This is a genomic window from Streptomyces sp. YGL11-2 (assembly GCF_050054615.1).
GTDB lineage: Bacteria > Actinomycetota > Actinomycetes > Streptomycetales > Streptomycetaceae > Streptomyces.
Genome location: NZ_JBNHIN010000038.1, coordinates 35,779 through 50,666 on the forward strand (window position 1 = coordinate 35,779; position 14,888 = coordinate 50,666).

11 protein-coding genes are annotated in these 14,888 nt (G+C 75.2%); 4 read left to right on the forward strand and 7 right to left on the reverse strand.

Features of this window, described 5'->3' with window-relative positions:
• Positions 1-53: 53 nt before the first annotated feature.
• A complete protein-coding gene (locus ACO1BR_RS31830) occupies positions 54-1,514 on the reverse strand; it encodes an SDR family NAD(P)-dependent oxidoreductase (protein WP_426798561.1) in 1,461 nt (486 codons plus the stop codon).
• 332 nt (positions 1,515-1,846) lie between these two features.
• On the opposite strand from ACO1BR_RS31830, the gene ACO1BR_RS31835 reads away from it, so the two are divergent.
• The 4 genes from ACO1BR_RS31835 to ACO1BR_RS31850 are packed head-to-tail and all read left to right on the forward strand — an operon-like array spanning position 1,847 to position 9,005.
• Positions 1,847-2,251 (forward strand): CU044_2847 family protein, encoded by a 405-nt coding sequence (locus ACO1BR_RS31835; RefSeq protein WP_426798562.1) that lies wholly within the window; start codon positions 1,847-1,849, stop codon positions 2,249-2,251.
• The gene (locus ACO1BR_RS31840; RefSeq protein WP_426798563.1) at positions 2,227-4,500 is read left to right on the forward strand and encodes a trypsin-like peptidase domain-containing protein; all 2,274 of its coding nucleotides are present in this window, start codon (positions 2,227-2,229) and stop codon (positions 4,498-4,500) included. The genes ACO1BR_RS31835 and ACO1BR_RS31840 overlap by 25 nt, the downstream gene beginning before the upstream one ends.
• Positions 4,497-5,465, forward strand: a complete 969-nt coding sequence (locus ACO1BR_RS31845; RefSeq protein WP_426798564.1) for an AAA family ATPase — start codon at positions 4,497-4,499, stop codon at positions 5,463-5,465. The genes ACO1BR_RS31840 and ACO1BR_RS31845 overlap by 4 nt, the downstream gene beginning before the upstream one ends.
• Before the next feature lie 3 nt (positions 5,466-5,468).
• On the forward strand, positions 5,469-9,005 hold the full coding sequence (locus ACO1BR_RS31850; RefSeq protein WP_426798565.1) for an SAV_2336 N-terminal domain-related protein: 3,537 nt from the start codon (positions 5,469-5,471) through the stop codon (positions 9,003-9,005).
• On the opposite strand, the gene ACO1BR_RS31855 is transcribed toward ACO1BR_RS31850, so the two are convergent.
• Genes ACO1BR_RS31855 through ACO1BR_RS31880 form a run of 6 tightly spaced genes read right to left on the reverse strand, consistent with a single transcriptional unit; the run spans position 8,920 to position 14,880 of the window.
• Positions 8,920-10,539 carry an AMP-binding protein gene (locus ACO1BR_RS31855; RefSeq protein WP_426798566.1) on the reverse strand — a complete coding sequence of 540 codons (1,620 nt, stop codon included), beginning with the start codon at positions 10,537-10,539 and terminating at the stop codon, positions 8,920-8,922. The genes ACO1BR_RS31850 and ACO1BR_RS31855 overlap by 86 nt on opposite strands.
• Positions 10,536-11,174, reverse strand: coding sequence for a 4'-phosphopantetheinyl transferase family protein (locus tag ACO1BR_RS31860; RefSeq protein ID WP_426798567.1), 639 nt, complete (start codon positions 11,172-11,174; stop codon positions 10,536-10,538). Before ACO1BR_RS31860 ends, ACO1BR_RS31855 begins: the two co-directional genes overlap by 4 nt.
• Complete coding sequence (locus ACO1BR_RS31865; protein ID WP_426798568.1) at positions 11,171-12,313, reverse strand: acyl-CoA dehydrogenase family protein; 1,143 nt, start codon at positions 12,311-12,313, stop codon at positions 11,171-11,173. Before ACO1BR_RS31865 ends, ACO1BR_RS31860 begins: the two co-directional genes overlap by 4 nt.
• A complete protein-coding gene (locus ACO1BR_RS31870) occupies positions 12,306-13,469 on the reverse strand; it encodes an acyl-CoA dehydrogenase family protein (protein WP_426798569.1) in 1,164 nt (387 codons plus the stop codon). The genes ACO1BR_RS31865 and ACO1BR_RS31870 overlap by 8 nt, the downstream gene beginning before the upstream one ends.
• On the reverse strand, positions 13,466-13,720 hold the full coding sequence (locus ACO1BR_RS31875; protein WP_426798570.1) for an acyl carrier protein: 255 nt from the start codon (positions 13,718-13,720) through the stop codon (positions 13,466-13,468). Before ACO1BR_RS31875 ends, ACO1BR_RS31870 begins: the two co-directional genes overlap by 4 nt.
• A gap of 26 nt (positions 13,721-13,746) precedes the next feature.
• A complete protein-coding gene (locus ACO1BR_RS31880; RefSeq protein WP_426798571.1) occupies positions 13,747-14,880 on the reverse strand; it encodes a hypothetical protein in 1,134 nt (377 codons plus the stop codon).
• Positions 14,881-14,888: the final 8 nt, after the last annotated feature.

Below are 14,888 nucleotides of genomic sequence, written 5' to 3' on the forward strand. Positions count from 1 at the left end.
CGCGCTGCCCGGCGAGGACGCCGTCCGCCACCGCGGGGGACGGCGCCCGGTACTCACCAGGCCGCGGGGGCGTAGTCCTTCAGGAAGCAGCCGTACAGGTCCTCGCCCAGCTCACCCCGGACGATCGGGTCGTAGACCCGGGCCGCGCCGTCGACCAGGTCGAGCGGGGCGTGGAAGCCCTCCTCGGCCATGCGCATCTTGGCGGGGTGCGGGCGCTCGTCGGTGATCCAGCCGGTGTCGACGGCGGTCATCAGGATGCCGTCGGTCTCCAGCATCTCCTTGGCGCTGGTGCGGGTGAGCATGTTGAGCGCGGCCTTGGCCATGTTGGTGTGCGGATGCCCGGCACCCTTGTAGCCGCGGCTGAACTGGCCTTCCATCGCCGAGACGTTGACCACGTACTTGCGCCGGGCCGGGGACGCGGCCATCGCCGGCCGCAACTTGCCGACCAGGAGGAACGGGGCGGTCATGTTGCAGAGCTGGACTTCCAGCAGCTCGACCGGGTCGACCTCGTCGACCTTCTGGATCCAGCTGTTGCTCGCGTGCAGGTCGGGGACCAGCCCGCCGGCGTCGATCGCGGTGCCCGCCTCGATCCGTGCGGGCGAGGCGGAGCCGCTGGTCAGGGCGAGCGCGGTGAGGTTCTCGGCGGTCAGCTCCGGCCGCCCGTCGGCCCCGGCGCCGGGGAGCGCGGGGGCACCGCTGCCGAAGTGGCCGAGGACGAGCGAGGCGGGCAGCTCCCCGGCGGGCAGCGGCGCGGACTCCGCGGCGACCAGCCGGTCGTACGCCTCGGGTGAGCGGCGGACGGTCTGGGCGGCGTTGTTGATCAGGATGTCGAGCGGGCCCTCGGCGCTGACCGAGTCGGCCAGGGATATCACCTGGGCCGGGTCGCGCAGGTCGATGCCGACGATCTTGAGCCGGTGCAGCCACTCCGCGCTGTCCGGCATCGCCGTGAAGCGCCGGATCGCGTCGTTCGGGAAGCGGGTGGTGATCGTGGTGTGGGCGCCGTCCCGGAGGAGCCGGAGGGCGATGTACATGCCGATCTTGGCGCGTCCGCCGGTGAGCAGCGCACGCCGCCCGGTGAGGTCCGTACGGGCGTCGCGGCGGGCGCGGTTCTCCGTGGCGCAGGCCCGGCAGAGCTGGTGGTAGAAGGCGTCGACCTCGACGTACCGGGCCTTGCAGACGTAGCAGCAGCGGGGGCGTTCCAGGATTCCGGCGAGTTCCGAGGTCACCGAGCTGGTGAGCGCCACGCCCAGGGTCTCGTCGTCGATCCGGTCGGCGGCTCCGGTGGCCGTCGCCTCGGTCACCTGCTTGTCGTTGGCGGTCTTGGTCGCCCGGCGCTCCTGGCGCCGGCGCTGCTTCACCGTCCGGTAGATGCCCGCGGTGGCCCGCCGTATCGTGATCGCGTCGGGATGGTCGACCGGAATGGTGTCGAGTTCTTCGAGGACGCTCAGGCAGACCGCCATCCGCTCCGCGTCGATTCCCGCGCCATCGGCCCGGCTGTCATCGGTCACCGTCATCGCCGCTGCCGCTTTCCTGGGATCGTTCGTCCTCGTCAGGCCGGCTGTTCCAGCCCTTCGCACCGCCTGTTCGAGCTTCGGCGGAACTTTACGTAGCGGCGGGCGGCTGCGCCAAACCGGAGGCGGCGGGCCCGCCCGGCGGCCGGCCCGGCGCGTGCCGCCTGCCTCTCCTCCACCTGGCTGCCTGCCTGCCTGCCTGCCTGCCTGCCTGCCTGCCTGCCTGCCGCGATCATGACCGGTGGTAGCGAGTCGCTTACCGGGCCGCCCACAGGCTCGGCCTGTGATCCGGCCGTTCCGCTGTCGTGATCGCCGCTGATCGGCACAATGGGTGCGTGCCGAATCACTCTGAACTCACCCTCGCCGATGGAACATCCATCCGCCTGGAGCTCGCTCCGGTCGACGGCGCGCACCGGCCGCACCCGCAGCCCGACGCGGCCACGGACCGGGCCGGAGCCGCGGATCTGCCGGACGGGATGGGCCCGACCGTGCCGGTCGCCCGCGGCGGCGCGGCGGCAGCGGCCACGGCCGTCGCCGCGCTGCACACGACGCTGCGACCGCTGGGCCCGCTCCTCCAGGAGATCCATGACGCGGTCACCGCCTCCGAACGGCCCCCGCACGAGATGTCGGTGCAGTTCGGGGTGCAGGTCGGCCAGGACCTGAAGCTCGGCCTCGTGGGGGCCAACGGGCAGGCGAGTCTGACGATCACCGCGACGTGGCGGCCGCAGCGGGCGGAGTGATGGGCTGGTTCCGCGCCGTATCGGGCGACTGCGGAGCGGGCAGCGGCGATCCGGCGGATCCCCGCCACCGGGTGGTGTCCGTACTGGACCGCGCGGACGGCAGGTCGGCGGGCGCAGGTGTCGTCCTGGCCCCGGACCACCTGCTCACCTGCGCTCATGTCGTCAACGACGCGCTGGGGAAAGGGATCTTCGACGCGGGCCGGCCGGAGGACGCCGTGCTGCGGGTGCATGTGCAGGGCCCCTCCGGGCCCCGGGTCGGCGAGGCACGGGTGGTCCACTGGATACCGCCGCGACGGCTCGACGACGCCCAAGGGCCGCCGGGACAGGGCGAGTTGGAATGGGACGGTGATCTGGCGGTGCTCCGGGTCACCGCCCCGGCGGCGGAGTTACCGGACCCGGCGGACCCCGCGGGGCCGGCGGATCCGGACGGGCCACCGGGCCGCGGCAGCGCGCCGGAGCCGGGCGGCGCACCCGAGTTCCGTGCCATGCGCGCGGGGCAGTCCGTACGCGCCTGGCACGGGAGCGCGCTGAGCGGGACGTACGCGGAGGTGCGGGTGCGGTCCTGCGACGGCCGGGTGGGCTATATGGACGGGGCGCTGTCCGGGATGGCGATCGGTCCCGGGTACAGCGGCGGTCCGCTGTGGTCGGATGCGGACGGGGCGGTCGTGGGGCTGGTGGCAGCCTGTGTGCTGCCGCCCGTCGACCCGGTGTCGGGCCGGCCGCTGCCGTACGAGGCGCGGCACATCACTCGCCGCAGCTGGGGCATTCCCTGGCAGCGGATCGAGGAGGAGCTGCGGCGGGCCGGGGCCGGGGCGCTGTTGGAGGGGCCCGTACGGGACGACGACCCCGCCGAGGCGGTGCTCGCCGATCTGCTGGCGAACGTCTTCCCCACCCAGATGTTCCGGTCCGACTACGCCAGGGCGGTCGCCGAGCGCTGCGGTCTGGGGCATCCGTCTGACGGTTCCGCGCCGACGCCGGAGGAGTTCGCCCGGGTGCTGGTGACCGAGGAGCGGGCGCTGGCCGCGCTGACCGAGGTGCTGCGCTCCAGGGATCCGGCGACGGTCGCGGCGCTGCTGGCGACGGGGCGGATGTCCCCGGTGCCGCGGCTGCTGTCGCCGCGGGAGCACGAGCGGCTGCTGGCCCTCCTCGACGCGGTGCCCACCGCGGTCGCCGAGCAACTGCCCGAGGCCGTGCGGGCGGCGCTGCCCCTGGTTGCGGAACTCCCCTATGAGACAGCCCGGTTCGGGGAGCTGCTGGACCAGGTCGAGCAGCTGACCGGCGACAGCCGTTCCGGGCCGGACGAGCTGCGGGTTCCCGGGCTGCTGCGGGCGGTGGAGTTCGCCGCGGTGCTGTGTCCGGGCCCGGAGCGAGCCCGGCTGCGGCTGTGGGCGGACGGGGTGGCGACCCGGCTCGGGATTCCGGCGTCCGCGCTGCGGGAGCGGCGGGCGGACGCGGACGAGTGGGCGCTCGGGCGGCGCCGGCGCACCGCGCCGCCGCGGCTGCTGGTGCAGCTGGCGGGGGCGGGCGCGGATGCCTTCCGGCTGCGGATGTGGAGCGACGACGGTACGGGACCGCACCGGACGGCGACCGCCCCGGACCGCCCGTACAGCGCGGCGCAGACCGCGGAGGCGGTGCTCCAGGTGCTGGAGCGGCTCTGCCGGTCGGCTCCGGAGGGCAGCCGTCCGGTCGTCGAGGTGCTGGTCGATCGGGACAGCCTGGAACTTCCGGTGGACGAATGGGAGTTCGCGGATCCGGACGGGCTGATTCCGGGGGTGCTGGGCGCCGAGTACGCCCTGGTGGTGCACTGCCCGGAACTCCTGCGGCGCAACGAGCGTTTCCTCTCCGACTGGCGCCACCGCTGGGAGCAACTGGACTGCGCCGACCCGCTCGCCATCTCCGGTCCGTCGACCGGGGTGCGTGAGGTGTACGGCAGGCTGCTGGACCGCCGCGACGCCGCCCGGGTGTCGGTGGAGGTCCCGGAGCGGGTGCGGACAGAGGTCGTCCAGGTGTGTCTGGCGATGGGCGTACCGGTGGTGTTGTGGGACCGCGGCGCGGACCGGGACACTTCGCATGCCGTCCGGCAGGCGGCGGACGCGCCGGCCCGAGCCCTGCCCGAGCAGATCCGTTCCTACCGCGCCAAGACCCTGCACCAGCCGGCGGACCATCCCGGCAGGCCGGTGCTGGCCTGGGCCGACCCCGACCGCGCCCTGCCCGAACTCCAGCTCGCCGAACCGACGGAGACCGCATGAACCCCGAACCCACCGCCGACTGGCGGCTGTTCCAGGGCGACGGCACGCAGCGCCGGGTCACCCTGCCGCCGGCCCCGCCCTGGCGCCGGTTCGGCTCCCGGCGGACCGGCGAGGCCCCCGGGGCCGGGCCCGGCCCGCTGCCGTATCTGATCGCGCCGGAGCACGCCGACGTGGTCAACGCCGCGCTCCATCTGCGCCGGCCGCTGCTGGTCACCGGGCCGGCCGGGACCGGCAAGTCCTCGCTGGCGCGGGCGGTCGCGCACGAGCTGGACCTCGGCGAGGTGCTGCGCTGGCCGGTGAACAGCCGGGCCAGTGTGCAGGACGCGCTGTATCGCTACGACGCCATCGGCCGGCTGCGGGAGACCACGCTCAGCCGCGACCGGGGCGAGGCCGAGCCGTCCATCGGGAGCTTCGTCCGCCTCGGGGCGCTGGGCACCGCCCTCGTACCGGGCCCCCGCCCCCGCGTGCTGCTGGTCGACGAGTTGGACAAGGGCGATGTCGACCTGCCGAACGATCTGCTGACGGTGTTCGAGGAGGGCGTCTTCGAGATACCGGAGCTCGCCCGGCTGCCCGAGGCGCAGTCGGTGGTGGAGGTACTGGCGGCGGACTCCCACGACCTGGTGACGGTGGAGCGGGGCAAGGTGCTGTGCACCGAGTTCCCGGTCGTCGTGATCACCAGCAACGGGGAGCGGGACTTCCCGCCGGCCTTCCTGCGCCGCTGCGTCCGGCTCGATCTGCCCACGCCCGACGAGCGGCGGCTGCGTGCCATCGTGGCGGCGCATCTGGGCGACGACGCGCTGATCGGTGTGGAGGACATCCTGCGGGCGTTCCTCCAGCGCCGCGGGCCGGGCGAACTGGCCACCGACCAGCTGCTGAACGCGGTGTTCCTGCGGGCCGGGGGCGTCGACCTGGATGCGGAGGGGCTGTTGGACGCGGTGCTCCACCAACTCGGCGGGACCGTCTGAGAGATGGCGGCGGACGGGGGGACGCCGGGTGCCGGGGGCGGTGCGGCCGCCGCCGGTGCGGCGGGGCGGTCGGAGCGGATCGGGGAGGTGCTGGCGGTCCTCGCGGGCGCCGGCGTCGAGCTGGACCGGCATGCGCTGCTCGACGCGCTGTGGCTGGCCGGACGACTGCCCACCGGCCGGGACACCGCGCCGCTCGCCCGTGCCCTCGGTATCGCCGCGGCGCCCTCCCCGGTGACCGGCGCGGCGCCCCCGCCCCCGCCGCCGCCTCCGGACGCGGCGGACCGGGCGGCGGCCGGTCCGTCCGAGGTCCTTCCGCTGGACGACCTGGGCGGCGATCTGCATGCGGCTCCGGTGCCGGCCACCGCCCGCCGTACGGCGCGCGTGCGGTTCCCGCCGCCGCCGAGGAGCAGTGCCGCGATTCCGCTGCGGGTCCCGGAGAACAAGGCGCTGCTGGGCGAGTTGGGGATCGGCCGGGCGCTGCGCCCGCTGCGGCAGCGCCGGGCCACCACCCGCGTCCAGGAGTTCGACGAGGCGGCGACGGCCGCGGCGCTGGCCGAGAGCGGACTGCCGGATGTCGTGCTGCGCCCCGGGCAGGAGCGCTGGCTGGATCTCGCGCTGGTCGTCGACGACGGGATGTCGATGCTGCTGTGGCGGCGGCTGGCGGTCGAGTGGCGGATCATGATGCAGCGGATCGGCGCGTTCCGGATGGTCCGCGTCCACGGTCTGGACACCCGGAGCCCCGAGGCCCCGCTGCTGCGCGGCCGGCCGTTCGACCCGGACACCACCTCGCTGCCGCCCACCGTACTGGCCGACGCCTCGGGCCAGACGCTGATCCTGCTGCTCAGCGACGGTATGGGCGCCGCCTGGCGGGACGGCCGGATACACCGGCTGCTGCGGCGCTGGGCGGCCACCGGGCCGGTGGCCGTGCTGCACGCGCTGCCGCCGCGGCTGTGGGGCGGCTCGGGCATCCAGGCCGACCGCTGGCGGGTGACCACCCGCCGGCGTGGCGCCGCCGGCGGTTCGTGGCGCGTCAGCGACCCGGTGCTGCCCGCCGAGCTGGCGCCGTTCGACGGTCTGCCGGTGCCGGTGCTGGAGACCTCCGCGGGCCCGGTCGCGGCCTGGTCGCGGCTGCTCGCCTCAGCCGGCGGCACAGTCGACCTGCCGCTGCTGCACGGTCCGGCCGGCCGTACGGTCGTGCCGCCGGTCGGCGAAGGTGCGGACGGCGTACGGCGGTTCCGGGAGGCGGCCTCTCCGGAGGCGTACCGTCTCGCCGCCCATATCGCGGCGGTCGCGCCGGTGTCCGTGCCCGTGATGCGCCTGGTGCAGACCGCGGTCCCGTGGGCGGCGGACACCGCGCATCTGGCTGAGGTGTTCCTCGGCGGTCTGATGCAGCCGGTGGCGGCGCCGGTGGCCGGCCCGCTCCGCGACCAGCACCGGATCTTCGACTTCCCGGAGGCGGTCAAGTCCGCGCTGCTGGACGCCGTGTCCACCCCGGAACTCCTGCGCACCGGCCGCCACATCGGCCAGCGTCTGGAGCAACTGGCCGGCCGCTCCCCGGACTTCCCGGCCTGGCTCGCGCACCCGGACGGGATGGACCGGCTGCCGGCCGGGTCACGCGCCTTCTCCGCCGTGGAACGGCGGCTGATGTCCCGGCTCGGTGCCTCTCCCCAGGTCGTGCCGGCGGACGAGGAAGAGGCCGAGGCCGATGCGGAGTCGGCGGATCCGGACGGCTGGCGTCCGCTCACCGCCCGCGATCCGCGCCGCCTCGGCCCGTACACCCTCCACGGACGGCAGCCCGGCCCCCGTTCCGTCGTCTATCTGGGGCGCGACCGGGACGGCGGCGAGGCGGCGGTGCGGGTGATCCGACCGGGCATTCCGGCCGAGGAGGCGCAGGCGCTGCTCGGCACGGAGGTGACCGCGCTGACGCGGATGGCCGGGCAGTACGCCCCGCAGCTGCTCGGCGCGGAGCTGCACCCGGAGCAGCGCGCGGAGGCGTACCGCGAGCCGCCGTGGCTGGCCATGACGCTCTACCGCCCGTCCGGCGGATCCGAAGCCGGACCGCCGCCGCAGCTCAGCAGCCTGCTGCGGCCGGACTACGGCTCCCGGATGCGCCGCGACATCCTGCTGTCGATCGCGTACGGCTGGCATCTGGCCAGCGCCGTCAGCCTCTGCCATCTGAAGGGGATGGTGCTGCCCGAACTGACCCCGCACAGCGTCCGTGTCGTCGGCCGCTCCCTGATGCTGACGGGGCTGGGCCGGTGCGTGGTCGACGGCGCCTCCCGGGCCAGGGGGGCCGAGGCCGTGCCGACGATGGCCGACAACGTGCTGTCCCTGGGCCAGATCCTGCGCCGCCTCGGCGACAAGCACCGCGCGACGTGGGCGCCGGAGAGCGGGGACATGGCGCTGTGGCAGGGGGACACCTGGCGTCCGCTGCGGGAGATCGTGCTGGCGTGCGTGGCGGAGGAGGCGGGGGCGCGTCCGACGGCGAGTCAGGTTGCCGAGTGCTTCGCCCGGTACGTGCCGCTGGCGACGGAGCTGCGGGACGACGGGCCCGGTGCGTCCGGCGGGAGGCGGGCCGCGTCGGACGTGCGGGCCGGGGGGCCGCTCTCGTTCGCTGCCGGTCCGCGGATCCCGCTCGACGACGCCGCCGCGGAGCGCTCGGCACGGGAGCTGTCCGCGCGGCCGTCCGGCAGCCGGGCCCGCTTCTCGCTGCGCGGGGACGGCGGCGCGTCCGCCCGGAAGCGGGAACTGCTCCGGGCCCGGCTGGACTTCAGCTACCGGGCCACCGTCATCGGTACCGACAGCGGCGTCGGCCGGAGCACCGTCACCGTCGCGCTGGGCGCCGTGCTGGCCGCCGCCCGCGGTGGCGGGGTGATCGCGCTCGACGCGGGGCGGAAGGTCGGCGAACTGGCCGGCCGGCTGCACCTGGGCGGCCGTGACGGCGTGCGCCAGGACCTGATGCGCGCACTGCCCACCATCAGCAGCTACCGGGACGTGCTGGGACACACGGTGGCGGGCCCGTCAGGGTTGCGCGCGCTCGCCCACACGGCCGGCCGCGCCACCCCGGCGCCACGGTACGACGAGGAATACCGCCGGATGATGGAGCTGCTGGGCCGCCATTTCTCGGTCGTCCTGGCGGACTGGGCCTACCTGCGCACCAAGGACGTCACGGACGTCACGCTCGCGATGACCGACCGGCTGATCGTCGTGACCCGGATGACCGAGGAAGGCATCGCGCACACCGAGCATCTGCTGGCGCGGCTCACCCGTCGCGGATACGGGGCGCTCGCCGAGCGCGCCGCGCTGGTGGTGACCGCGCTCGTCGGCCCCGGCCGGGCGCTGCGCCGCGACGACATCGCCGCGCGGCTGCGCGACCATCGGGGCGGGCTGGTCTTCCTCCCCTACGACCACCGCCTCGACAGCATGCGGGAGATCGCCCTGAACCGGCTGCGGTTCAGGACCCATGAGGCGTTTGTCGATCTCGCGACGCTGCTGGCGGAGGACTTTCCGCGGCGCGGCGGCGGGTCACCGGCGGAGTGAGGACGTCCGCCAGCGCCGCCCGGTCCAGCTTCCCGTTGGCGTTGAGCGGGAGGGCGTCCAGCCCGGTGAGGGTGGCCGGGACCATGTAGGCGGGCAGGCGGGCGCGGAGGGCGGTGCGGAGGTCGTCCTCGGCGGCGCGGACGACGTGGGTGGTGTAGGCGGCGGCGAGTTCGGTGCCGGCGGGGGTGGCCCGCGGCAGCACGGCCGCGTCGAGGACCCCGGGGAGGGCGCGCAGTGCGGCCGTCACCTCGCCCAGCTCCACGCGGTAGCCGTGCACCTGTACCTGCTGGTCGTCGCGTCCGAGGTGGACCAGCGGCCGCTCGCCGGGCGGGCCGCCGGCGGCGGGGCCGACCCGGTCGCCGGTGCGGTACCAGTGCGCCTCGGTGAGCGGGGTGGCGGGGTCGTAGGGGGAGGTGTCGGGGGCGAGGAAGCGGCCGGCGTTGTCGGCCGGGTCGAGGTAGCCGGGGAAGCGCTGCGCTCCGCGCACGCACAACTCCCCGTGGTGGACGAGCACTTCGAGGTTCGGGTGCGGGGCTCCGATGGGCACGGTGCCGTTGGCGGGCTCCGGCCAGGCGGTGCGGTCCGCGGGGAGGCGGTAGGTCACGCAGGTGACGGTCAGTTCGGTCGGGCCGTAGGCGTTCCCCACCGTGCTGTGCGGGGCGGCCTGCCGCCAGGCGTCGGCCTGCGGGAGGGTGAGCGGTTCGCCGCAGAACACGCTGCTGCGGAGGGTGGGCAGGGCGGCCGGCCGGAGGGCGCGCAGGCGGTGGGCGAGGGAGATCGCCGAGGGGACGGAGTTCCAGTGGGTGATCGCCCGGCGGTTGATGAAGCGGACCGGGGACAGGAGTTCCCCGCGGGACGGTACGACGAGGGCGGCGCCGCTCCCCCAGGCGGTGAACATGTCGTGCACCGAGGGGTCGAAGGTCAGCTCGAAGGTCTGCGAGAAGCGGTCGCCGGGGCCCGCGGCGTGCCGCGGGACGACCTGGGCGAGGTAGGCGCAGATGTTGCGGTGCTGGATGGGGACGCCCTTGGGGATGCCGGTCGAGCCCGAGGTGAAGAGGAGGTAGGCCAGGTCGTGCGGGCGGACGGGGTCGATGGCCGGGAGCGGTTGCGGTGCCAGGGCGAGGAGTTCGGTGTCCGTGAGGGTGAGTGCCGGGGCGCCGAGCCGGTCGGTGGGTGCGGCGGTGGAGTCGGCGAGGACGGCGTCGAGTCCGGCCGCGGCGGCGATCGCGGCGTTGCGCTCGGGCGGGAAGGCGGGGCCGAGCGGGACGGCGGTGGCGCCCAGCCGCTGGATGGCGAGGTATCCCGCGTAGGCGACGGCGGTGCGGGCGGCCAGCAGCCCGATGCGGCGGGGCGGGGCACAGGCGCCGAGGTGCCGGTGGAGCCGGGCCGCCAACGCGCCGACAGCGGCGGCGAGTTCGTCGTAGGTGAGGGCGATCTCGCCGACTTCCAGAGCGGGTTGGGTGCCGTGGCGGGCGGCGGAGGCGGCGAACCAGTCGTAGAGGGTCTGCGGTGCGGCCAGGGGCGGCGTGCTCATGCGGGCGGTCCGGCTTTCTCGTGGTCGTCAGGATCGGTGAAGGCGCAGCTCAGCGGCAGGGAGGAGTGGTCGCGGAGGCTGATCCAGCGGTAGCCGCCCCAGCGTCCGGTGCGGGCGCCGGGCGGGATGCCGATGGTCCAGGGGCGGCCGGCGAGTCCGGCTCCGGCGGCCTTGACGCAGGCTTCCTGGGCGGTCCAGACCCAGGCCACCTCCTCGGCGGCGCGCGCCGGGGGCAGGGCGGCGAGCCGCGGGGCGTGCGCCGGCAGCAGCCGCCGGGTGAAGGCCGCGGTGACGGCGGGGGCGGGGCGCTGCACGTCCACGCCGAGGTCGCGGCCGAGGGCGAGCCCGGCGGCCGTCGCGCCCGGGGTATGGGAGATGCTGACGCCGATGCCGGGGTGGCCGCGCAGGGCGGGCTTGCCGCGCCGGCCCGGGGCGATCTCGGCGTCGGCCAGCTCCGGCCGGATCGCGGCCAGCAGCTGCCGCAACAGGCCGCGACCGGAGAGGAATTCGCGGATGCGCCATTCGGGCAGGGTCGCCGCCCGGCGCAGATCGTCGCGGTGCCGGCTGGGCTCGTGCCGTGTCCCGGTCACGGTGCTCACCCAGACCCGGTCCGCGACCTGGAGCGGGCCGGTCACGGGAGGGTGCCCGGCCGGGCCAGCGCGGCGAGGACGGACTCGGCGGCGTCCGCGACGGTGCCGAGGACGACCTCGGTCGCCCCTCCCCCGATGCCGAACAGTGCTGCCTGGGCACGGAGTTCCTGGATGCCGCCGGTGGTGAACCCGGCCGCGCCCCAGAGCCGGCCGCAGGTGTCGAGTACGTGGTGGACGGTGGCGCCGGCGGCGGCCTTGAGGGTGGCGGCGGCCGTGGCGTCGTAACGGAATGCCACCGCGTCCGACAGGTCCGCGACGAGCGCCCGCAGTTCGCTTGCCCGGACCAGGCAGGACGCGAAGCGCTGGCGGACCGCGTCCAGGTCCCACAGGGTGCCGTCGCCGTGGGCGCGCCGGGTGAGGTGGCGGTGGGTGTCCGCCAGCACCCGGCGGCAGAGGGCGACCGCCCACTGGGCGCCGGCGAGCCGTTCGGTGGCGATGTGGCGGGCGAAGAGCGGCAGCCCGAAGCCGGTCCGGCCCAATATGTGGTCGCGGCCGAGCCGGACGCCGTCGAACGCGAGGTGTCCGGTGCCCGCGTCGGCGAAAAGGGTCGAGTCGGCGGGGCGGACGGTGACGCCGGGGGTGCCGGCGGGAACCAGGACCCAGGTGAAGTGGGTGAAGTGGCGGCCGGGGCGGTGCCGGGCCAGGACGAGGAAGTGGGCGGCGGTGGTGGTGTTGGCGATCCAGTTCTTCTCGCCGGTGAGGGTCAGCCCGTCGTCGTCGAGCGTGACGCGGGTGCGCAGGGCGGTGAGGTCGGTGCCCGCGGTCACGTCGGTGGCGGCCAGGGCGACGGTGGCCCGGCCCGCGAGGGCGCGGTCCAGTGCGTGGTGGGCGCGGCGTTCCCGGCCGACCGCCAGGAGGGGTAGCGCGGTGGCGAGTTGGACGCTGACGGACAGTGTGGCGGCGAGCGAGAAGCGGGCGTCCACGGCGCCGAGGAGGTCGGCGAGGCCGTCGGGGTCCGGTCCGGTGCGGGGGTCGCCGCCGCGGTAGGCCCGGGTGAGCAGGCCCGCCCCGCCGAGGGCGCGCCAGACTTCGGCGCCGGTGGCGGTGGGCGGCAGGGCGGCGAGGGCGGCGCAGTCGGTGGCCGGGGGTCCGGGCAGGTCCTCCGGGTGGCGGGTGTCAGGCAAAGCCGACCCCCTGGTCGCGCAGCGCCAGCCGGCCGTCGGCGAGGTGGAGGCGGTCGTTGCTGTAGTTGAGGGCCGCGGAGCGCAGGTCCCGAAGGGCGCGTTCGAGGCGGGTGGGTGAGTCCTGGAGGTAGCCGTGGCGCAGGCCGAGGGCGGTGACCAGGTCGTCGACGGCGGCGTGGCACTCCTCGGCGGCGGTGATCTTGAGCGCGTTGAGCTGGAGCTGCCGCGCGGGGACGGAGAGGTCCTGGCCCGACTCCAGTGTCCGCAGGGTCTGTTGGAGGAGTGCGTGGACGGTGTCCAGCCGCTGCCGGGCCCGGGAGAGGCGGGTGAGGAGCAGTTCGGAGGAGAGGTCGAAGCGCTCCCGGCCGGCGGGGCTGCGCAGCAGCCGCAGGACGCGGGAGAGCGCACCGGCCGCCGTGCCGAGCCAGACCGCGGACCAGCCGGTATGGGCGAGCGGGCCGAAGACCTCGGCGGCGATGCGGTGGAACCTGCCCTGCTCGCCGACCACTTGATGGGCCGGGACGCGGCCGGTCAGCCGCAGGGCGACGCTGTGGCTGGCCCGCATGCCCATGGGCTGCCAGTCGCCGGAGGGGGTGATCTCGACCTGGTCGCGGTGGGCGTAGACGAGGGACACCTCGTCGGCCGTGGCGTCCTGGCCCGGGCCGCGCATGGTGATGAGGAAGCCGTCGGCGTGGGTGCCGCCGGTGACGATCGGGGCGAACCGGTCGAACTCCAGGGCGCCGTCGGTTTCGACGAGTGGGGAACGGGCGCTGAGCAGGTGCCCGCCCGTGCCGGTCTCGGTGGTGACGGAGGCGAGATAGAGTTCGCCGGCCGCGACCCTGGGCAGGAGTTCCTTGCGCAGCCGTGCGCCGCCGTGGTGGACCAGTGCCGCGGACTGCTGGCAGTGCATGGCGAAGATCATGCCGACGGACATGTCGCTGCGCCCCAGGGTCTGTGCCGCGGTCACCAACTCCCGTACGGAACCGCCGAGTCCGCCGTGTGCGGCGGGGACCAGCAGGCCGAGCAGGCCGGTCCGCCGCAGCGCCGCCAGGGTGTCCACGGGGAAGGCGGCGGCCCGGTCGGTGTCGGCCGCGTACCGCTCGGCGACCTCGGCGACCTCGGCCAGGCGGTCGGCCAGGGCGAGCGGGCCGCTCATGCGGAGACCTCGCCGGGGAGCTGGTCGGCGATCACGCGCCACAGGCTGCCGGCGGTGGCGAAGGTGGTGTCGTTGAGTTCGTCGTCCGGCAGGGAGATGCCGAAGGTGTCCTCGATGGCGAAGAGCAACTCGATGGCCTGCATGGAGTCGACGCCGAGCCGGCGCAGATCGGTTTCGGGGGTGAGGGCGGGCTCGCCGGGGCCGGCGTGCTTGAGGAAGGGGCGGAGGAGTGCGGTGAAGCGGGGGTCCATGGGGGTGCGTCTCCTGTTCGGGGGGCTCAGCGGGCGATACGGCAGAGGTCGTCGACCCGGCGGAGGTTCTCCGGGATCAGTTCGTCGGCGTCGAGCTCCCGGTCCAGCGCGCTCTCCAGCTGCTCGATGATCTCGACCAGCCGGAAGGAGCTGAAGGAGGGGAAGGAGTCGAACGGCGCGCCGGCGAGGAGTTCTGACGGGGCGACACCGAGCACCGCGCCGGCGACGGCGGCCACCTGCCGGCGCAGCTCGTCGTCGGGGGCGCGGGTGGCCGCCGGTTCCGGTACCACGCCGAAGACGGCGCGGTCGGCGGTGAGGACGGCGCGCAGCCGGTCGACGACGCCGGGCGGTTCGGCCCGGCCCCGGGAGACCCGGCGGTGGGCGAGGTAGGTCTGCTCGACGACCTTGTCCCAGGCGCGCAGGTGTTCCGCCTCCGGGCCGGGTCCGGGCCCGTCGACCCGGCCGGCGAACAGGGCGCGGTAGGTGGCGTGCAGCTTGCGCGTACGGGCCAGCAGCCAGGTCTCCACGGTGAGTTGTCCGATGGCGCGGGCGCGGTCCGGGCAGCGGTCGTAGGCGTCGAGGTAGGCGTCGACGGCCGTCCCGTCCAGGGCCGGCGTGGGCGGCAGCGCGGCGACCGGGGGCGGCTCCGCCGGGGCCAGCTCGACGACTTCGGCCGCCGCGATACCCGCGAGGTCCGACGCGGACAGCAGCCAGTGGCCGGGGGTGGCCGGCCCCCAGGCGGTCTCGTTGCGGTAGCCGTCGGTGATCCGCCAGCCTTCGGGGTCCGCGGCGAGCAGGAAGCTGTGCTCCATGTGCGCCTGGCCGTGATACGGCAGCCAGGGCAGATGGTAGGAGTCCGCGACGACGTAACGGGTGCCGCCGTCGGCGGTGAGGGTGTCGAGCAGTTCGGTGCGTGGCAGGCGGGCGCGCCGGATCACGCGGAGTCCCAGGAGGCCGGGCAGGGTGGCCAGTTGCTCGGTCAGCGGCGGGTCGACGGTCGGCAGGCCGTCGTCGGCGCGCCGCCAGGCGCGAAAGCCCAGGGACGAGCCGAGGCGCAGGTGGGCGCCCGGGCCGTGGTGGTGGTCGGCCAGTACCGCCAGGTTGACCTGGATGCAGTCCAGCAGACCGGTACGGACCGATCCGAGTTCGAGGTGCGCCATTCGGGAGT

What these genes read in the sequence shown, in the direction of transcription:
- ACO1BR_RS31855 (WP_426798566.1), bottom strand. Translation starts at nt 10,539, where the DNA reads ATGAGCACGCCGCCCCTGGCCGCACCGCAGACCCTCTACGACTGGTTC.
- ACO1BR_RS31875 (WP_426798570.1), bottom strand. Translation starts at nt 13,720, where the DNA reads ATGGACCCCCGCTTCACCGCACTCCTCCGCCCCTTCCTCAAGCACGCC.
- ACO1BR_RS31845 (WP_426798564.1), top strand. Translation starts at nt 4,497, where the DNA reads ATGAACCCCGAACCCACCGCCGACTGGCGGCTGTTCCAGGGCGACGGC.
- ACO1BR_RS31880 (WP_426798571.1), bottom strand. Translation starts at nt 14,880, where the DNA reads ATGGCGCACCTCGAACTCGGATCGGTCCGTACCGGTCTGCTGGACTGC.
- ACO1BR_RS31830 (WP_426798561.1), bottom strand. Translation starts at nt 1,514, where the DNA reads ATGACGGTGACCGATGACAGCCGGGCCGATGGCGCGGGAATCGACGCG.
- ACO1BR_RS31850 (WP_426798565.1), top strand. Translation starts at nt 5,469, where the DNA reads ATGGCGGCGGACGGGGGGACGCCGGGTGCCGGGGGCGGTGCGGCCGCC.
- ACO1BR_RS31870 (WP_426798569.1), bottom strand. Translation starts at nt 13,469, where the DNA reads ATGAGCGGCCCGCTCGCCCTGGCCGACCGCCTGGCCGAGGTCGCCGAG.